The following is a 20,004-nucleotide window of genomic DNA, read 5'->3' as shown; positions in this document are numbered from 1 at the left end:
CTGGCAAGCTTCCTGGCTTCATTCTGGGAATTTGAAAGGGAACACTTTCTGCATTCCCACGCTTTGCTAGGAAACTTGCCAGCGCCTTCTGAGTGGGCAATCATCTATGCGGATTGATATTATTTAACTCTTTTCACTTTTAACGGTAGATAGTAATTACTTTGAATATTGAATCGGCGTTTCACCTGCCATCACAAAATGCACCAGAGTTACTCGATAATCGCTCAGCGAATGAGCGCGCGATCTTAACCTTAATTCGACAACGCATTGCATTACCTAAAGCTGAAATTGCACAATTGACCGGGCTATCGGCGCAGTCTGCAACGGTAATTATCAAGAAGTTGGAAAGCGATGGCTTAGTTAAACGCTTAACGCCTATTAAAGGTGGCGTCGGTCAGCCTAAGGTTCCCTTTGGATTAAATGCTAATGGGGCATTCAGCATTGGCCTTAAGGTAGGACGCCGCAGTTTTGATATGACCTTACTCGACTTAAAAGGCAATGTTAAAGCAACGCTGAACGAAAAGTTTGCCTATCCAACGGTAAGCAATCTACTTAACTTCGCAGAGCGCGCATTCAATGTTTTAACTAAAAGCTTAGATACAGCGCAACAACGCCTGGTGAGAGGGTTAGGCATAGCTATGCCTTTTGAAATTTGGAGTTGGGCAGAAGAAGCTGGCGCACCGAAAAAAGAGTTAGACGAATGGAAAGAGTTTGACCCGCAATCCACACTTGAAAGTTTATTAAACCTACCGGTTTTTATTAAAAATGACGCGGGGGCCGCATGCAGCGCAGAAATGTCTTTCGGTAATCCAAAGCGCTTTGAGAGTTTTTTATACGTTTTTGTTGGTACGTTTTTAGGCGGCGGCCTGGTACTCAACAACCAGCTTATTAATGGCAAAACAGGTAATGCTGGTGCTATCGGTTCTTTACCTTTTTTTAGTCAAAATCAGCAGCGCCAGTTAATTACGCAGTCTTCGCTTTATCTATTGGAAAGAAAGCTCAATCAAGCAGGTGAAAATGCCAATCACATCTATGAGTCGCCTTCGCATTGGCAATGTGATGAGTCTATTGTAGAGGCTTGGATAGGCGAAACGGCAAAAGGCCTTGCGTTTGCTTCACAGTGCGCCATGAGCCTTTTAGACTTAGATGGCGTAATTATTGACGGCGCAATACCGAGCAACATAAAAGAATTATTGGTTGAGAAAACCCAAAGCGCGTTGAAGCAGGTAGATATGCGCGGGATTACACCTGCGCGAATTAGCCCGGGACATGTTGGCGTCAAAGCCCAATCTATTGGAAGCGCGAATTTAGCGCTTCAGGCTAACTATTATTAATTATTCAGCTTTGCAATTAAGGTTTTAATGACAGTAAGTAATACAGCGATTCATATTTTAGACGGTGGCATGGGTCGCGAACTTGAAAGGGTTGGTGCGCCTTTTAAACAACCAGAATGGTCAGCGCTGGCACTGATGCAAGCCCCTGAGCTAGTGCGTGAGGTACACACCCACTTTCTAAATGCTGGTGCCACTGTTATTACTACAAATGCCTATGCCCTCGTTCCATTTCATATTGGGGAAACTGCGTTTAACAAACAAGCATTTTCGCTGGCCGAGTCAGCGGCTAAGCTAGCAAGGGAAGCCGTCACTTTTCAGCAGCATAAAAGCGATAAGTTGTCGGTCGCAGGCTGTGTGCCACCAGCCTTTGGCTCGTACCGTCCAGACTTATTCGATGCGGGCCGAGTGGCCGAAATTTTAACACCGCTGATTAAAGCACAAGCCCCTTTTGTAGATATTTGGCTTATTGAAACTGCTTGCTCTATTGAAGAAGCTAATGCTGTAGTTTCATTGATAAAGGATCTTTCTTCCCTTCCTATATGGCTGTCATTTTCTTTGCAAAATAGAGCGTCGTCCAACGAGCCTATGACTCTTCGCTCAGGCGAGCCGCTAGAAAAAATAACGCCGTTATTGAACCATGTTGATAGCGTGCTATTTAATTGTTCACAGCCAGAGGAAATGGAAAGTGCACTGGCAATTACGCGACAGTTGAATGAAAACATTGCTACTGGTGCATACGCCAATAGCTTTTCAGAAAGAAAGCGTCAGCATGAAGCTAACGCAATTTTGTCAGAGTTGCGCAACGATATAACACCGCAGCGCTATGCGGATTACGCTCAGTCATGGATAGCGGCAGGCGCTAGTATTATTGGAGGCTGTTGCGGCATAGGCCCTGAACATATTAAAGCCATAAGCGATAGCATAAAACTTTAAAACTGGAATCACGCTAGCGCAAATGAAGTGCGTCAGTACGCAAAATCCTGTGTTTCAAAGTACACTAGCACAGGCGAACCGCAGTGAGAAAAAACCTCATTAATTTGTGCCTTGCTCGGCACACTTTCGCCCTGCTTGTTTTCTAAGGTTGTCTGACAATCGTCGACGATAAACAATGCATCAAACGATGGGCGTTCGCCAATGAGGTGAATGTATAAATACTTGTCACCGAGGCTGATGCTAGTCCACTTTTCATCAGGCTCATCTGTAACGCTATCTTCGTCAGAATGTGATGGTTTGTACTGTTTTACTAAGCGACGTTTAAACAATAGCTTTTCAAATATCAGCTCCGATTTTCCTAACCACTTAGTACCACCCCGCTCAAAATGACCTTTATAAAACTGTGCTGGAATAGAAAATCTTTCACCATCAACTAGTTTATTTAAATCGAAGTTTTCCGGTAACAGCGTCACCATGTTACTGTGAGACGTTGAGCCTGCTTGTAGATACGCAATTAGCTTAGCTTTATGCTGACTTACTACTGTATAAATAAGTTGGTAATCGTGTGGCGAGTAATAAAGGGGTAAGTGACTCGCATAGAGTTCAGCGCCATCTGTAAATAACACCATACCGTGAGAACCAACTCTTGTGTGATATTTATGATCAGCGTGTATTGAAGTACTAGCCTTAGGTGCTTTACTCATGCCATTTGCACTCAGTTCATCTGTGGTTGCCGCTGTTGCCCCTGTGCACACCATATATAAACACAAGACAGTAAAATAAAGAGGCTTCATAAATCTTTCACGCTTAATAACAATTTTATTATGACGATCTTGGCACAATAACCACTTACAATTAAGCTACAATAAATAAGCAATCAATTCCCAACTGGAAACAATAAAGCGGCGAAGCTATGGATATTGAAGACTTAAGAAAGTTTATTGTTGTTGCGCAACATGAGAATTTGAACAAAGCATCTATGCATTTATCAGTCACCACAGGCGCATTGTCTAAAGTGGTGAAAAGGATAGAACAAAAGTTAGAAAGCCAATTGTTTGACCGAGTAGGTAAGCATATTCGACTCAATCAACGGGGAAACAAATTCCTTCTTTATGCCACTCATCTTGTGCACGAAGCCGATCAGGCGCTCAGTGAGTTTAGGGGCAATACTGCTTTATACAACATTACTGTTTCTGGCCCATCGCTCTTGCTTCAATATTGTTTGCCAACTTTGCTTGCTAAACCATCCTCTGTACAAGATCGCTTTCACATTAATATCAACGCTTGCTGGGAGGGGAAAGCGCTGGAAAGCATTTCTAGAGGGGGAAGCGACGTGGCTATTGCCACCTCTTTTGCAATGGAAGAACGAGAGCAAGACCCCTCATTACATCGCATATCATTAGGGTCGTCTACCTATGTGGTTGTAGCCGCAAAAAATCACCCTGCGGTAGCTGAAGCAAAAAACGGTACATTAACAAGTCAAAGTTTGTACGCTTATGCTTTTGCTTGCCCTGATGTCTCACCTTTTTGTGGAATAAAGCGGGGTATAGGTTCTGATGGGTGGCGAGACGACAAAGTCCCCCGCTCCATACACTATCGATGTAATGATTTTGGCACCCTGCTGTCTATTGTCAGGCAAGGGCTGGCTTTGGCCTACGTACCTGACTTCATACCGAAAAGCCATGATCTTACTTGCGTGTCCGTATCAGATTATGACTTTTGCCATGAAGAGCATTTTGAGTTGATTTACAAACCGAGTATGGCATCAGGCTGGCTCAATCGGTTTGTCGATTCAGTTAAAAGCGTTATTTAGTAACCACATTTTTGGCGCCTTTAAGAAGCGCCTCTTTATCAATTTTATTGGGCACTTCTACGCCACGCCTTGCTGCAGGTCTCGCTTCAATACTGTTCTTCCAACGTATTAGGTTGTCCAAGCCTTCAATGCTAACGCCAGACCATTCGTAGGTACGCACCCAACACCAGTTCGCCATGTCAGCAATACTGTAGTCGTCAACCAAATACTCTCGATTTTCTAGCCTCCCATCAAGCACAGTAAATAGGCGGCGCACTTCATTTTGATAACGGGCAATCGCCACTGGTATTTTTTCTTCCAAATAGCGGTGGAACACGTTTGCTTGGCCCATCATAGGTCCAATGCCGCCCATTTGAAACATGATCCACTGAATCACCTGGCTTTTCCGCTTGGCGTCATTAGGTAAAAACATTCCCGTCTTTTCAGCCAGATAAACCATGATGGCGCCAGACTCAAAAACCACGTGACCGTCGGCCTCCCTATCGACAATAACCGGTATACGTCCATTGGGGTTCATTGCCAAAAACTCTGGGGTTTTCTGCTCGCCCTTCATTAAATTTACGGCATGCGCGGTATATTCAAGCCCCATTTCTTCAAGCGCTACCGAGGCTTTCCAGCCATTCGGCGTAGCGGCTGTGTATAAATCTATCATTAGGCTTTTGCACTCGCTCTGTTACTCACTGACTCATACCAGCGCGCTAAATTAACGTGGTCGTCAGTCATTCGTATTTTTACCACTCTGGCGAAATCCATGGCGCATAACGCGGTTATGTCTGCGATAGAGAAAGTATCCCCTGCGATGTATTCTTTTACACCAAGTCGACGCTCTAAAATATTGAGATATTTAGTCGCGTTGATACCCGCTTCCTTGCCATATTCCGGTACGGGAGTCATGCGATCTTTAAAGTACCCCGTTGTATGCTGGAAACACATGCCAATTTGCATCATAAATGCGAACTCTACCTGGCGCTGCCACATGGAGATTGTGGCTTTTTCAACGGGCGTTGTTCCCATTAGCGGAGGCTCTGGTTGCAGTGCTTCAAAGTATGTACAAATGGCATCGGTTTCTGCGATGCAAGTGCCGTCATCTAGCTCTAGAATGGGTATTTTCCCCAACGGGTTTTTAGCGCGCATTTCAGCACTTAGGTTTTCACCTTTTTGGATGTCGACCTGAACATATTCAACGTTAATACCTTTTTCGGCTAAAAACATACGTACTCGACGCGGGTTGGGTGCCGTTTTCGTTTCGTAGATTTTCATAATGACTGTCACAAACCTTATGACGCTTGTTTACAATAGGGGTAGTACTAGATTAGTAACTGCACAAACCGGTTTCAAATCACTCTGTCTATGCACAGAACTATTCAGTGCTTTTATGGTTATACCTCTGCACTACAAGTTGCTGAGGGAAAGGCTAACGCCTAGCCTTGGACAACTACATTACGACCCTGTCAATTCACGAACCTGTAATTACTTTTAGACGCTTTATTTCATTATCGGTGAAATGTGCAGACTGGTATTCCCGTAGCGCGCTTTCTAACTCACTATCCGCAATTGCCTGCTTCGATAAGTTGTCGCGATATTTTTCATAGTCAGCAATTTTGCTTTTCCAGTTAGCCTGTTTTTCCCAGGTTCTTGCGAAGCGGTCTGCGATTTCACTGCCGAATTCTGCCGCCACAGCATTGTATCTGTCGTTAACATTCGTGTAGCTACGCTTTATTTCGTTGATACGATGCACATTCAATGTCGGCTGAAAGACATCGCGTTCGGCTTCATTTCCCGTTTCTAGTGACTCAACAATAAGCGCTTTTCTTTCATCCCTGGATAGCGTGCTTTCCTGAGCAAGTTGTAAACGCGCTAGCGCCGCTTCGTCCACCTGCGCTTCTTGGCTAAATAGGTAATGGTATTCAGTGTCGTTGAAGTAAGTGCGCCTTATCCCTTCGCGCTCATCAAGCTTATAAGACACGTCTTGCAAGCTATGGCTAGCCAAGTCGACCTCTACTTCGATTGAAGAAAGCGCCACTTTATAATCTACGTAACGAACAAATAGGTCAGTCGCCACTGCCTGCGTGCCCGACGTGAAAACAGCGCTTGCATGGGTTGAATAGGCAAGCTTAACCCCGTGAGGTTCCTCTGTGGTGCGCATAAATATAAAGCGATCGAAGCTATCTTTTGTTGTGTAATCAAGCTTAAACGGGATAAGCCCTTTAAGCGCGGTAGTAGGCTCGCTTTGCAACGGTCCATTGGTCACTGAACTTTCATGATGAAGATGACTTTTTTCATGCGCTTTTTCACTAGCATTCTCCGGAATGTCTGCCAATGAATCTTGAACAAGGGTTTCTGTTTTAAAGAAAGATTGGACATAAAAAATTGCGGCCAATACCAAGAGGGCCAGAAGCCCTCCTAATATTGGATAGAAACGGCGTTTTTTACCCGTCGCCACTATAGACCCAATCTTTTTAAACGATTCGCCTGACGGACGAAAACGTCAACGGGGTCAGTTTCAAACCAGTGCGTAATTCCAAAACTCTGGTTTACTTCATCTAGGTGATTCATTTTGTAGTTATCTTTTAGCACCTTGCCCAAGTGCGAGCTACATGTTGAGACCAGGCCGTCGTTGGGCTCTTTAAACGCAGTGCCAGTAATAGCAAGAAACGGGTCGACGACGTCAAGGGCGTTAGTGTAAGTTCTGCCGCCACTCCACGAAAAATAATATACGCCGTTTTCAGCTAACATCTTTCCGTCATTACGGCAGTAAGCCGTTGGCATCCCCTCTGGATATTTTTGATTAAAAGCTACTGAGCCTTCGGTCGACAATGAATTCAGCGCTGCAACTGAATCTGTCGGCTTGTCTCTCGGATCAGATCCAGACGCTATCTCGATGAGGTTTGCAAACGCATTTACCACCGTACCTGTGGCTTTTTCTCCTAACGAGTCTTCAGCAAGGGCATCGCGCAGCTCGTCGGCCACTTTGCTACCCCAGTTGCCCCCAGCAACTGAACTTACTGATGCTACTTTATCGGGAGCGACGCTTGCAGCGTAACGCGCCGTTGGGCCGCCATGGCTATGTCCTATAAGGTTCACCTTATCAGCGCCTGACAAAGCGAGAACCTCGTCGATATACTCCAGTAATTGCTCGCCGCGCACTTCTGTTGAGTTTGCTGGGGAAACCTCAGCAATGTATACAACAGCACCGTTACGGGTGAGTTTATGTGGAACTTTGTAGAAATAGTCCACAAAGAGTATATCTTCGAAACCGAAAAGGCCGTGAACTAATACTATTGGGTGGTTTGTCTTTGCGTATGTATTGGCGAAAGCGTGTCCTGCTCCTCCAACGAATGTACTTATGCCTGCAAATATTGTAAGCAGGGTAACAATGAGAGCATTCCTTGCTCTTTTATTTTTGGATTTTCTCATCGTGTGTGTGCCCCATAATTATGACATTGAGGTCTGTGGTCAGACCTTTGTTATAATTATGTAAACCACATGTAAAGATCAACCTTAATGTTGAAATTTTAATGATGACAATCAGCAAGGGTAGATGAAAAAGTTGTAGAGAGTCGCGCCGATAATCATTTAAATCAATAAGATAGGCGCTTTCAGATGGTATATCATCTTATACCATTTACGCTTAACATATAGGGCATAGCTAATATTTATAGTTATCTATTTGTTTTTGGAGTACGCTTGAATGAAGTTTACCGCAAGGCTTGAAGTGGTTAGCCACTTTCCCTTAAACGGGTTGAGCTTCATACCTGTTTGGTGCTTCAGCGTAAAATCGCTTCCGACCCACCTTTCTAATTCGCTTGGCTTTACAAATTTTTGCCAATCATGGGTTCCCACAGGTAAATAACGCATCACGTATTCAGCGCCTACAATAGCAATAACATAGCTTTTCAGCGTTCTGTTTAACGTTGCCAAAACCAGTAAACCACCTGGTTTTACTAAACTGGCACATTCTTGAATAAGCTGCTGTTGGTCGGGAACATGCTCCACTACTTCAGCGTTGATCACGACATCATACTGTAAGCCTTCTTCTACTACCTCACTGGAGAGCATATGCCGGTATGTAACCTCAACCCCATTTTTTTGCGCATGACGTTTTGCTACTTCCACGCTCACTGCACTAGCATCGATACCCGTAACCTGCGCACCAAGCTTGGCCAGAGGCTCGCTAATAAGCCCGCCTCCGCTGCCAATATCAATAATAGACAACGCAGAATAGTCTGGTGGTAAGTTCCCTTTGCCAAAGTGACTCTCTATTTGTGCTTTTATCACGTCTAGCCGTGCACGATTAAATTCCAAGGCTGTTTTGTATTTTCCTTGCGGGTCCCACCAAGACTCAGCTAACGCATCAAAACGCGAAATCTCTTGTTCAGAAAAGTTATTTCCGCCTGTTTTTTTACTTTTATCGAGCACGATATTTTACCTTCAAACGTAGTTAGATTAGTGCTTAATAGTTGACCCTTATCACACAGGGTCATAAGGTGGTTATGGGTACGATTTTATAACCCCAACGCATGCCATTTGACTATTGAAAAAGGCACACCTTTGAAAAATATACGTTGTAAAAGAGGGTTCTGATTTTGGCGAACGCAAAAAATGTTTATGGTCGTCCGCTCCAGCTGTGTTGTGGAAATACTGGATTTACTCGAGAAGGTTTTTGTTATGTACCCGACGCTGATGTAGGTAATCACAGCGTTTGCGCGGTTGTTACTGATGAATTTCTTCAATTCTCCTTAACCCAAGGTAATGACCTTATTACGCCGTGGCCAAGCATGTCATTTCCAGGGCTATTGGCAGGTGACAGGTGGTGTCTGTGCGCAGCTCGCTGGCTGCAAGCTTATGAAGCCGGAGTAGCACCGAAAGTACGATTAGAAGCCACACATGAAAAAGCGCTGGAAATTATTCCCCTGTCGCTCCTTGAGGAATTCGCAGCAGACTAGTTGAACTTCTGCACACGCAATGCGAAACGCCTAAATTGTTGCGCTAAGCTAGCGTTGTTAGAAAGTGAAGGAATATTGCTTTAACGCCGCTTGTAAAAAAGCGTCAGCGAGTAAAGTAAGAGTTACCGCACATAAATGGAAAGTTAATAAAAAGGCATGCTTAATTAGCATGCCTTAAAATAAAACCTTCAATTTTTTATAACTGCTCTCGCTATCAATTATTAAGTCACTTCGTCAGTCCACTTCAACAAATTGACCCAAAACGCATTCTATAAAGCTAAGCGAATGGTTTAACTAAGCAATCACGTTCTATCAGCTACTAAGGCGTACGAATAACCATAAGTCGAGTTTCAGACATATCCTCTATTGCGTAGCGAATACCTTCGCGACCCAGACCTGAATCTTTAACGCCGCCATAGGGCATATTATCTACCCGCCAGCTAGGCACATCGCCTATGACTACACCGCCAACTTCAAGCACATCCCATGCTTTATGGGCTTTGTATATGTCGCGAGTAAACACGCCAGCTTGAAGCCCATATCGGCTGTTATTCACCTCGTTAAGTGCTTCGTCATAATCATCAAACGGGACTAAGATAGACAGTGGTCCAAAAGCTTCCTCGGCACTTGCATCGCAATCTTTCGGTACATTTTCCATTACCGTAGCCTCAAGCATAGCGCCATCACGGGTACCACCACACAAAATGGTTGCCCCTTTTTCTTTTGCCTCTTCAATCCATCCATAAAGGCGCTCTGCTTCACCTTCTGAGATCATAGGGCCAATAAAAGTATCTTCGTTTGAAGGGTCACCAGAAACCAGCGCCTTTACTCTTTCTACATAGCGCGACTTGAACTCATCGTATATTTTACTGTGAACTAATAGTCGCTGAACGCTAATACAGCTTTGCCCTGATTGATAGTAAGCACCCACAATAACGCGGTCAATGGCGTCTTCAATGTCTGCATCTTCATCAATTACACATGCAGCATTACCGCCAAGCTCTAATACCACTGGCTTTTTTCCGGCCTTAGCTTTAAGCGCCCAGCCAACATCAGGTGAGCCCGTAAAGCTAAGTAGCTTAAGTCTTTCATCAGTGGTAAATAAATCAGCGCCATCACGGCTACATGGCAAAATTGAAAACGCGCCTTTAGGCAGATCAGTTTCCGCTAATACTTCACCGATGATAAGCGCACCAATAGGCGTACGCGAAGCGGGCTTAAGCACGAAGGTGCAACCCGCAGCAATGGCAGGCGCCACTTTGTGCGCAGCTAGGTTAAGAGGAAAGTTAAACGGCGATATAAATGAACACGGACCTATGGGGACCTTCTTGGTCATGCCCTGATAACCTTTGGCTCTTGCCGATATCTCTAAGTTCACTACCTCGCCATTAATGCGAACAGATTCTTCCGCCGCAATTTTAAAAGTGTCGATAAGCCGGCTAACTTCACCCTTCGCGTCTTTAATTGGCTTTCCAGCCTCTATACAAAGCGCTTGGGCCAACTCATCGGCTCTTTCTGTGAAGCGTTTTACACAGTGCTCTAATACTGCTTGTCTTTCATACGGGGCCATGGCTGCCATCGCAGGCTGGGCTTTTTCTGCGGCGGCAATGGCCTTATCAATAGTATCCGCATCTGCCAGTGCAACCTTAGTTGCCACTTCTTGGGTATATTTGTTTGTCACTTCCAAGTCGGTATTCGCGTATTTTGGCTCGCTCGCTAAATAATAGGGATAGCTATCCTTTAACATTGTTCACTCCTTACCTGTGTATTGCGCTGGCTTAAAGCTTGGCGCTTAACGCTTTAATCGTTTGATTAAGTGTTTTGTCATTCATACTGTAATCAACTGGACAATCGATAATATGCACGCCTTTTGTGTTCAGACACTTATCCACCATGTGAATGAGCACATCGGCATCATCAACTCGCCAGCCTTGCGCACCATAACTTTGTGCGTATTTAACAAAGTTGGGATTACCGTAATCTAAGCCAAACTCGTCAAACTGCATGTTTGCTTGCTTCCACTTAATCATTCCGTACGCATCATCACGCAAGATGATCACCACAAGGTCTAGCTTAAGCCTGACAGCGGTCTCGATTTCTTGGCTGTTCATCATAAAGCCGCCGTCACCACATACGCTTAATACGGGCACGTCTGGCTTAACAAGTTTTGCAGCGATAGCTGAAGGCAGGCCTGCTCCCATTGAAGCTAGTGCATTATCTAATAGAAGCGTATTGGGTTGATAAGCAGGGTAGTTTCTCGCAAACCAAATTTTATAAACACCGTTGTCTAGGGTCACGATACCATTTTCCGGCATTACCTTTCGAATATCGCGAACCAAACGTTCAGGTAAAATGGGGAATCGGTTGTCATCTTCTGCTTCTGCACGATGCTCAACATAAGCTTGATGAACGTCTTTGTAAAAATCTAGCGTCCAGTTACCCTGCGGCGTAATGCCTTCTTTTATTTGCCAAATACTGTTGGCAATGTCGCCAACGACTTCAAGCTGTGGAAAATAAACCGGGTCGACAGCTGCGGAATCAAAGTTAACGTGAATAACTTTTTTGTCGTTGTGATGCATAAAAAACGGTGGTTTTTCTACTACATCGTGGCCAACGTTAATAATAAGGTCAGCCCGTTCTATAGCTCGATGAACAAAGTCGCCGTCAGATAACGCCGTATTTCCGGCAAAGCGGGGGTCACTTTCATTCAGCACGCCCTTACCCATTTGAGTAGTGACAAATGGTATACAGGTTTTATCAACAAATTCCCGAAGCATTTTGGCGGTAAGCTTTCTATTGGCGCCTGCGCCAATCAATAACAAGGGGGACTGTGCTTCTTCAATCATGGTGATAGCCGAGGAAATAGCCTTGTACTCAGCGATAGGCCTGCGCGTCTTGCTTGGTGTTAGAAGCTGCGCACTGGTTTGCTCAGCCGCAATATCCTCTGGTAACTCTATGTGCACTGCGCCAGGGCGTTCTTCTGACGCCAAGCGAAAGGCCTCTCGCACGGTAGAGGGAATTCGGTCTCCACTCACTATCTGATTGGTGAATTTGGTGATGGGTCGCATCATATCCACGATATCGATAACTTGGAAACGGCCTTGCTTGCTGGTTTTGATTGGCTTTTGCCCCGTAATCATAAGCATGGGCATTGCACCTAGCTGAGCGTAGGCAGCAGGAGTCACTAAGTTAGTGGCGCCAGGCCCTAAGGTGGACAGACAAACGCCTACTTTCCCCGTTAGCCTGCCATAGGTAGCGGCCATGAAACCGGCCCCTTGCTCATGGCGAGTTAGCACTAATTTAATGGATGACTCACGCAATGACTCTAATAAATCGAGGTTTTCTTCGCCGGGAATACCAAACACGTATTCCACACCTTCAGCTTCTAACGCTTTCACAAATAAGTCGGACGCTTTCATGTACTGCACGCTCCTTGTAAAGAGGTATTTCTATGTATTTAGACTGATTGCTACGACTTCAGCATAAAAAACGATTGGTATTTTATGACTTACTTAAGTTACAGGTGCGGTTTTATGAATGCCAACTTTTATTGACGGATGGGTGGAAGTGGGCGCTTAGCTATTTTCCCGCTCCCACTGCGCTAGCTTTGCCTGTGTAGCAGCGTCGACGTTCGCTTTGTTTTCCGTCACCCACCAGCGCTCCATAATGCGGACGTTTTTTTGATTCGCTTTGTAAAAGACGTCGGCAATATCACCAACGAAGGGAATGAAGCCTAATCCAAAATCGATGGCAGAGTTTTTCACCATTTGCGCAACAAGGACTTTCGGCATGCCTAACGATTTTCCAAGCCATACGATGCGTAGTGAAACAAATAACATAAGGGCGTCACCTGCCCCAGGGATAAGCCCGACAATAGAGTCTAGACCTATCCGAATTGGAATAACGGGGAGTTTTACGGCGGTGTCGAGCAAATTCGCCAGCTTTTGCGCTTTCAGTAATGCCTTTGGTGCTTTAACGTCCACGTTGTTATCTCCCTTTACCTAATTGCTTAAAACCCTTTAGCAGAGTGAACACTCAATCTACTGATATGCCTATTACCTTGGCCCTATACAACAGCGTGGACGGCAGCAGCCTCAACCGCTACTTTTCAGCACCTACTTTTCAGCACCTAGCGCTCTTGCGAGTCCTGCACGCAAACCGTTGTCCGATTCTACCGTCCAACCATGTAAATTTTCTTGCACTATGTCAAACAACACATCAATGTGCTCTTCATCACTGTTTAATGCCGCGATGTATTCATAGCGTTCCCCCCCCGCTTCCATGAAGTATTCACGATTCTCTTCACCAATTTCTTCAATGGTTTCTAAGCAGTCGGCGGAAAAACCAGGGCACATAACCTGAATTGATTTAACACCTTTTTCAGGCAATGACTTCAATGTTTCATCTGTATACGGTGTTAACCACTCTTCACGACCAAAACGAGACTGAAAAGTTGTCATATACTCGTCGTGTGAAAGCCCTAGCTTTTCGGCAAGCAAACGCGATGTTTTGTGACATTCGCAGTGATAAGGGTCGCCGTTCATCAGATAGCGCTTTGGAATGCCGTGATAGGACAAAATGAGCTTATCTGCTCGGCCATGATCTTCCCAGTGGGCTTTTACTTTGTTGGCAAGTGCAGTAATGAAGTTGTCGCGGTCGTGATAATGATTGACAAACCGAAGCTCAGGAAGCCAACGGCGCGACGTAAAGTCTTTCGCAATAGCATCAAAGGTAGAGCCTGTTGTCGACGCGCTATACTGAGGATATAGCGGCAGTACCACAAGCTTGCGTACGCCTTTTGCCAGCATGGCATCAATGGTGTCGCTAATAGCTGGCTTTCCGTAGCGCATAGCAAAATCCACAATAACATCATCGCCATATTGGGCTTTACAGCGCTCTGCGATAGCCGACGCTTGTGCTTTCGTTATTGCCATAAGCGGCGAACCTTCTTCGGTCCACACAGTAGAATATGCCTCTGCCGAGCGCTTAGGACGAATATTCAAGATAATACCGTTTAATACAAACCACCAAATAGCTTTTGGCACTTCAACCACACGAGGGTCTGAAAGGAATTCTTTCAAATAAGGGCGTAGTGCCTGCTTTGTTGGCGCTTCTGGCGTCCCCAGGTTCGTTACAAGTACACCAATTTTATCTGATTGACCGTGGGTAAAGCCTTTGTTTGATTTGTATTTCATGTATTCATAGTCCGAGAAGTACTGCGCTATATCCGTATTATACTGAATTACCTTAGATTATGATCTGCTATAACGCCAAAAAACTACGATTGCACCAATAGATTTTAGGCATTAAAAAAGCGGCATATGTTTAAAAATAATATTTAAAAACATATACCGCCATTTAATTGCTACCGACCAAATATTATAGCAGCAAAGCTTGTTATTAACTTAGGGCTGGTAGTAAGTGGCTGCACCTGGACCTACCGGCATGCCAAGTAAAAATACCCAGATGTAAAATAAGATAGTCCAACCTACTATGAAGACCATAGAGTAAGGCAACATCATGGCGATAAGCGTGCCCATACCTAAGTCTTTTTTGTATCTAGCAGCCATGGCTAGGATAAGCCCAAAGTAGCTCATCATAGGTGCAATCACGTTTGTCACTGAGTCGCCGATACGGTAGGCCGCTTGAATAACTTCTGGCGCATAGCCTATAAGCATTAGCATAGGCACAAAAATGGGTGCTGTAACAGCCCACTGGGCCGATGCACTGCCTAGAGAAAGGTTTACCACGCCACACATCAAAATAAACAGAATAAACACAGCTGGGCCATCTAATCCTGCCGCTTGTAATAGTGCAGCACCTTTAACGGCTAATACTGTGCCTAAGTTCGTCCATTTGAAGAACGCTACAAATTGCGCAGCAAAGAATACTAGCGTTATATAAAGCCCCATCGCTCCCATGCTTTTAGACATAGCATCAATGACGTCTTTGTCGTTATTCATCGACTTAGTCACTTTACCGTAAACAAAGCCTGGAATAGCAAAGGTGATAAAGATGAATGCAACAATGCCTTTAAGAAACGGAGAGCCCGCCACTTCACCTGTTTCCGGGTGACGCAAAATACCGTTCTCTGGCACTACCGTTAGCGCTAGTACCGCGCAAACAATAACAAAGGATATTCCAGCCCAGCGCAAACCTTTCTTCTCTAGCTCCGTGGGCGCATCCATTGATTGCTTGCCTAAATCTATTGAAGCATCAGCAGGGTCGAATTTACCAAGTCTAGGCTCGACAACCTTCTCTGTAACCAACGCACCCATTATTGCTACCACAAAGGTACTGATAAACATGAAGTACCAGTTAACTTCTGGACCTACCATATAGTCAGGGTCAATCATGTGAGCAGCGGCTTCTGTAATACCCGACAGCAGTGGGTCGACAGTTCCAAGCAGTAGGTTGGCGCTATATCCAGCCGATACACCAGCAAACGCAGCGGCCAGACCCGCTAACGGATGGCGACCTAACGAGTGGAAAATCATGGCTGCCAGCGGAATGAGTACCACATAGCCAAGCTCTGATGCTGTGTTTGAGATAATACCAGCAAAAACAATAGCAAAGGTCACGGCGCGTTTAGACGCATTCATCACCAATGCACGCATTGCTGCTGATAACAGGCCAGAATGTTCTGCTACTGACACTCCAAGAAGCGCTACAAGAACAGTACCAAGCGGTGCAAAGCCAGTGAAGTTGGTGACCAACCCCGTAACTATCCGCTGCAAACCTTCTGCGCTCATTAACGATATGACTTCAATCATACCGTCTTCTTCACGTCCCTTCGCGCCAACTGGGCGGGGGTCCGCTACCGCAATATCGAAGTAACCTAATATGCCGCTTAACACCACAATAAAAAGCGAAAGCAGTGCAAATAACGTAACTGGATGTGGAAGCAGATTTCCTAACCATTCCACGGTGGCGAGAAATCGCGAGAATAACCCACCTTGTCCGCCCTTATCATCGGCAGACACTGAATTTGTATTTTCCGTTGTCAAAATCTTCCCTCTGTCGTTTTATTACGCCTACCACATCAAAGTTAACGCTGGGACGGCGCTAAGTTTGTACCTAATGGGTGACGTGTTTTAATAATATTCAGGTGGTATTTTACCCGATTTAGTGAAAATTTGGCAGTAGATAGGGAAAATGAAGGGTAACTCACTGTACACCCACCTAAATTAGCCTTTCTGTGATTATAAAAAAGCGACTTTTTTCAATAATTTACTTTTAATGCAGGTACAAAAAAGCCAGTCTCGAAGACTGGCTTTCTTATTCAAACTAAGCGTCGGCTTTTAGTTACCTTTAGACTGATTCATATATTTAAAAAAGTCACTATCAGGTGCAATAACCATAACGTCTTGTTTGCTATTGAAGCTCTTTTTGTAGGCGTCCATACTGCGCAAGAAGCTATAGAAATCAGCATTCTTAGAGTAAGCGTCAGCATAGATTTGAGCTGCAATCGCATCACCTTCACCACGTAACTGGCGGGCATTACGCTCTGCGTCTGCAAGCATTACTGTCACTTTCGCGTCAATGTTAGCTTTAATCACTTCAGCTTGCTCCTGACCTTCTGAACGGTGCTCACGAGCAACGGCCGCACGCTCTGCGCGCATACGCTGGAAGATCGAGTTGCTTACTTCTGTAGGCAGGTTGATTTGCTTAACGCGTACATCAACAATTTCAATACCTAGCTCGTCTGATGACGTAGACGCTTGCTCCATTGCCTGGTTCATAAGTGCAGAACGCTCACCAGACACGATTTGCGCAATAGTGCGGGTACCAAATTCAGAACGCAATCCGTTGTTTACTTTCTGTTTAAGGAGCGCTTCAGCCTGTAGCTTGTTACCACCCGTTGAAAGGTAATAACGTGCAAAGTCTTCAATGCGCCACTTAACGTATGAATCAACAATAAGGTCTTTTTTCTCGCTGGTTACAAATCGATCTGGTGAACCATCTAACGTTTGAATACGTGCATCAAGTACACGTACCGAGTCGATAAACGGTAATTTAAAGTGAAGACCTGGCTCGAAAACCTTGGTTTCACCTGTGGCATCGTCTCTTTGAACTTTACCAAATTGAATAACAATGGCACGTTCACCTTCTTTAACTGCAAACAGAGAACCTGATGCAAGCAAAACAAGAAGAACGAATGCTGCAATTAATATATTCTTCATTATGCTTATCTCCCCTCTCTGTAGCTGTCACCGCGTAGGCCAGTCGTTGGCGATGAATTACGACTTCTGCCAGACGCATCAGTTACAGGTGCTTGTAGGCCTTCTAGCGTGTTGCGTGAACGGTCGCTTGATGTTGATTGTTGACGCTCCATAATCTTATCTAGAGGCAGATACATCATGTTGTTACCGCCTTTGCTATCAACCATGATCTTGCTGGTGTTACCCAACACTTCTTCCATAGTCTCTAGATAAATACGCTCGCGAGTAACTTGAGGAGCACGCTCGTACTGAGGAAGCAGCTCTTCAAAACGTGCTACCTCACCCTGTGCTTCTAATGTCACACGTTCTTTGTATGCTTGCGCTTCTTCATTCATACGATTGACTTGACCACGTGCACGAGGCTCAATTTCTCTCGCATAGGCTTCTGCTTCGCGAATGAAACGTTGTTCATCTTCCTGAGCGGCGATAGCATCATCGAATGCATCTTTAACTTGCTCTGGCGGACGTGCATCACGGAAGTTCATATCAATGATAGAAACACCCATGTTGTACGGTTCTATGATGGCCTGTAGTTCTTCCCATACACGCTGACGAGTCACTTCACGGCCGTCGGTCAGTACGTCATCCATTTTTGAATGGCCAACTACATAGCGAATAGCACTATCAAGCGACTGGCTTAAGCTTTGCTCCGGGCTTTCAACTGCAAACGTCCAACGATATGGATCGACAACGCGAAATTGCATTTCCATTTGAACGCTAACCACGTTTTCGTCTTCAGTAAGCATCGAGCCTGAAGACGACTGATCGCGAATTGACTGAACATCAACCGGTATTACCGAGTCAATAAATGTTGGCGCCCAGCGCAAGCCCGGCTCAACTTGTTCGTGGTACTCGCCAAAACGAAGGACTACACCGCGCTCTGCTTCACGAATGGTGTAAAAACCACTAATGAACCAAATCACGACAAGTAAACCTACAAGAATACCAGCACCGATACCGCCTAGGCTTTTGCCTGAGCCGCCACCGTTGCCACCTGACTTTCCAAACTTACCAAATAAGTTTTTAAACACATCGTCCAAATCTGGGGGACCTTGCTCTTTCCCACCGCGATTCTTCCACGGGTCGTTATTGTTGCCACCCGGCTCATTCCAAGCCATGCTGATACTCCATAGATTACTGTTATATTTTTGAATTTTGCATGCTCAATACAGTGGCTAGCACTGATTAATGTCGCACAACATACTCTGATATTCCGTTTTCCAGACGTTTTTCAAGCCTGTTCCAGTCGGCGGCGGGCATTCTTACATCAACCACCCAGTCACCCTGACTGTCGTATTCTTCGCTTGAAATACAGTTTAGCTCGTACAACACGCCGCGCAATCGACTTTGAGCAGGCGGAATTTTCAATGTGTAATTCACCATGCTTTTACCTAAACATTCGGTCAAAGCTTGGCTTAATAATTCCGTTCCTTCGCCTGTTTGTGCAGACAACCACACTCGAACAGGCACGCCTTCATCGTTTCTTTCTATACGCGGTTGAACGTCGTCTAGTTTATCAATCTTATTACAGATTAGTAATTGTTGAATGTCCCCTGCTTCAATTTCTTCAAGAACGTCGTTTACCTCATCCATGGTTTCACGATATTTCGCATCGGCAATATCGACCACATGAAGCAGCAAATCGGCTTCTTGTGTCTCTTGAAGTGTCGCTTTAAATGCAGCAACTAAGTCGTGGGGTAGATGACGAATAAAACCAACCGTGTCGGCCAAAATTGCGGGGCCAACATCTTTTAACTCGATTTTACGTAACGTTGGGTCTAGTGTTGCGAACAATTGGTCCGCAGCATAAACGTGAGAGTCGGTAATGGTGTTAAATAGCGTCGATTTGCCCGCATTTGTATAGCCAACTAAGGATACCGTTGGAATTTCAGCGCGTTTGCGCGAGCGGCGACCCTGCTCACGCTGCTTTTGCACTTTTTCCAAGCGACGAAGAATGGCTTTAATACGACCACGAAGTAATCGACGGTCAGTTTCTAGCTGTGTCTCACCCGGACCGCGAAGACCAATACCACCTTTTTGACGCTCTAGGTGAGTCCATCCTCTGATAAGACGCGTTGAGATATGTCTCAACTGAGCCAGTTCGACCTGGAGCTTACCCTCATGGGTTCTTGCGCGTTGCGCAAAAATATCGAGGATCAGCCCAGTTCTATCTAACACCCGGCATTTACACACCGCTTCTAAATTACGCTCCTGAGAAGGAGAAAGCGCGTGGTTGAAAATAACAACATTGGCATCATGTGCCTTTACTGCTGCTGCTATTTCCTCTGCCTTACCTGAACCGACAAAAAACTTAGCATGAGGCGCGCTGCGTGACGTCGTAATGACCTCTACCGCGTTCACACCCGCAGAAGACACAAGCAATTCAAGCTCACTTAAGTCTTCTTTGCTGTTCTCGTCGGAAAAATTAACATGAACAAGTACAGCCTGTTCACCGGCTTCATAACGGTCAAACAAGCGCGTTACCTTTTAATTTATTCACCTTTAGTATTTTCAGAATCTCCTGCGCTAGGCATAGTAATAGCGCGTGCTGGAACAACAGTAGAAATCGCGTGCTTATACACCATTTGGCTTACTGTGTTCTTCAGTAAAATAACGAACTGGTCGAATGACTCAACCTGTCCCTGAAGTTTAATGCCATTTACCAGATAAATTGATACTGGAATACGTTCCTTACGCAAAGCGTTCAAGAATGGGTCTTGTAATGATTGCCCTTTAGCCATTTGATATCCTTAGTT

Annotated in this window: 19 protein-coding genes; 4 read left to right on the top strand and 15 right to left on the bottom strand. The window is 45.1% G+C overall.

The genetic code is table 11. The features are described from left to right. Positions 1-161: 161 nt before the first annotated feature. A complete protein-coding gene (locus E5672_RS13470) occupies positions 162-1,334 on the top strand; it encodes an ROK family transcriptional regulator (RefSeq protein WP_136782655.1) in 1,173 nt (390 codons plus the stop codon). A gap of 27 nt (positions 1,335-1,361) precedes the next feature. Next, positions 1,362-2,267 carry a homocysteine S-methyltransferase family protein gene (locus E5672_RS13465; RefSeq protein WP_136782654.1) on the top strand — a complete coding sequence of 302 codons (906 nt, stop codon included), beginning with the start codon at positions 1,362-1,364 and terminating at the stop codon, positions 2,265-2,267. A gap of 32 nt (positions 2,268-2,299) precedes the next feature. Here E5672_RS13465 and E5672_RS13460 read toward each other — a convergent pair whose 3' ends face one another. After that, positions 2,300-3,061, bottom strand: coding sequence for a hypothetical protein (locus E5672_RS13460; RefSeq protein WP_136782653.1), 762 nt, complete (start codon positions 3,059-3,061; stop codon positions 2,300-2,302). Between the two features lie 119 nt (positions 3,062-3,180). Here E5672_RS13460 and E5672_RS13455 point away from each other — a divergent pair, with 119 nt between their 5' ends. Further along, a complete protein-coding gene (locus E5672_RS13455) occupies positions 3,181-4,080 on the top strand; it encodes a LysR family transcriptional regulator (RefSeq protein WP_136782652.1) in 900 nt (299 codons plus the stop codon). On the opposite strand, the gene E5672_RS13450 is transcribed toward E5672_RS13455, so the two are convergent. The 5 genes from E5672_RS13450 to ubiG form a co-directional block, all read right to left on the bottom strand. Next, positions 4,073-4,732 carry a glutathione S-transferase family protein gene (locus tag E5672_RS13450; protein WP_136782651.1) on the bottom strand — a complete coding sequence of 220 codons (660 nt, stop codon included), beginning with the start codon at positions 4,730-4,732 and terminating at the stop codon, positions 4,073-4,075. The two genes, E5672_RS13455 and E5672_RS13450, sit on opposite strands and share 8 nt — an antisense overlap. Then, positions 4,732-5,340, bottom strand: a complete 609-nt coding sequence (locus E5672_RS13445; protein ID WP_136782650.1) for a glutathione S-transferase family protein — start codon at positions 5,338-5,340, stop codon at positions 4,732-4,734. The genes E5672_RS13450 and E5672_RS13445 overlap by 1 nt, the downstream gene beginning before the upstream one ends. A 196-nt stretch (positions 5,341-5,536) precedes the next feature. Continuing rightward, a complete protein-coding gene (locus E5672_RS13440; protein WP_136782649.1) occupies positions 5,537-6,523 on the bottom strand; it encodes a lipase secretion chaperone in 987 nt (328 codons plus the stop codon). Continuing rightward, on the bottom strand, positions 6,523-7,497 hold the full coding sequence (locus E5672_RS13435) for an esterase/lipase family protein (protein WP_240692236.1): 975 nt from the start codon (positions 7,495-7,497) through the stop codon (positions 6,523-6,525). Before E5672_RS13435 ends, E5672_RS13440 begins: the two co-directional genes overlap by 1 nt. A 249-nt stretch (positions 7,498-7,746) precedes the next feature. Further along, on the bottom strand, positions 7,747-8,499 hold the full coding sequence (ubiG, locus tag E5672_RS13430) for a bifunctional 2-polyprenyl-6-hydroxyphenol methylase/3-demethylubiquinol 3-O-methyltransferase UbiG (RefSeq protein WP_136782648.1): 753 nt from the start codon (positions 8,497-8,499) through the stop codon (positions 7,747-7,749). Between the two features lie 167 nt (positions 8,500-8,666). Here ubiG and E5672_RS13425 point away from each other — a divergent pair, with 167 nt between their 5' ends. Further along, a complete protein-coding gene (locus tag E5672_RS13425) occupies positions 8,667-9,026 on the top strand; it encodes a DUF2237 family protein (RefSeq protein WP_136782647.1) in 360 nt (119 codons plus the stop codon). 319 nt (positions 9,027-9,345) lie between these two features. Here the strand turns inward: E5672_RS13425 and E5672_RS13420 are convergent, their stop codons facing one another. The 9 genes from E5672_RS13420 to hfq all read right to left on the bottom strand — a co-directional run bounded on the left by E5672_RS13420 (position 9,346) and on the right by hfq (position 19,989). Then, entirely contained in the window at positions 9,346-10,773 is a 1,428-nt protein-coding gene (locus E5672_RS13420; protein ID WP_136782646.1) for an aldehyde dehydrogenase family protein, read from the bottom strand. Between the two features lie 31 nt (positions 10,774-10,804). Further along, positions 10,805-12,445, bottom strand: coding sequence for an acetolactate synthase large subunit (locus tag E5672_RS13415; protein WP_136782645.1), 1,641 nt, complete (start codon positions 12,443-12,445; stop codon positions 10,805-10,807). 156 nt (positions 12,446-12,601) lie between these two features. Continuing rightward, entirely contained in the window at positions 12,602-13,009 is a 408-nt protein-coding gene (locus E5672_RS13410; protein ID WP_136782644.1) for a DUF4112 domain-containing protein, read from the bottom strand. A gap of 132 nt (positions 13,010-13,141) precedes the next feature. Continuing rightward, entirely contained in the window at positions 13,142-14,221 is a 1,080-nt protein-coding gene (gene hemH / locus E5672_RS13405) for a ferrochelatase (protein ID WP_136782643.1), read from the bottom strand. A gap of 210 nt (positions 14,222-14,431) precedes the next feature. Next, entirely contained in the window at positions 14,432-16,033 is a 1,602-nt protein-coding gene (locus tag E5672_RS13400; RefSeq protein ID WP_420809573.1) for an AbgT family transporter, read from the bottom strand. Between the two features lie 294 nt (positions 16,034-16,327). Further along, on the bottom strand, positions 16,328-17,209 hold the full coding sequence (gene hflC / locus E5672_RS13395; protein WP_136782642.1) for a protease modulator HflC: 882 nt from the start codon (positions 17,207-17,209) through the stop codon (positions 16,328-16,330). Between the two features lie 5 nt (positions 17,210-17,214). Further along, on the bottom strand, positions 17,215-18,366 hold the full coding sequence (gene hflK / locus E5672_RS13390) for an FtsH protease activity modulator HflK (protein ID WP_136782641.1): 1,152 nt from the start codon (positions 18,364-18,366) through the stop codon (positions 17,215-17,217). A 67-nt stretch (positions 18,367-18,433) separates the two neighbouring features. After that, positions 18,434-19,723, bottom strand: coding sequence for a ribosome rescue GTPase HflX (gene hflX / locus E5672_RS13385; protein WP_136782640.1), 1,290 nt, complete (start codon positions 19,721-19,723; stop codon positions 18,434-18,436). A gap of 17 nt (positions 19,724-19,740) precedes the next feature. Then, a complete protein-coding gene (gene hfq, locus E5672_RS13380) occupies positions 19,741-19,989 on the bottom strand; it encodes an RNA chaperone Hfq (RefSeq protein ID WP_014951092.1) in 249 nt (82 codons plus the stop codon). Positions 19,990-20,004 lie beyond the last annotated feature (15 nt).

The sequence above is a fragment of the Alteromonas portus genome, assembly GCF_005117025.1.
In the GTDB taxonomy this organism is placed as follows: Bacteria; Pseudomonadota; Gammaproteobacteria; order Enterobacterales; family Alteromonadaceae; genus Alteromonas; species Alteromonas portus.
This window is presented reverse-complemented; position numbering and strand designations above follow the sequence as displayed.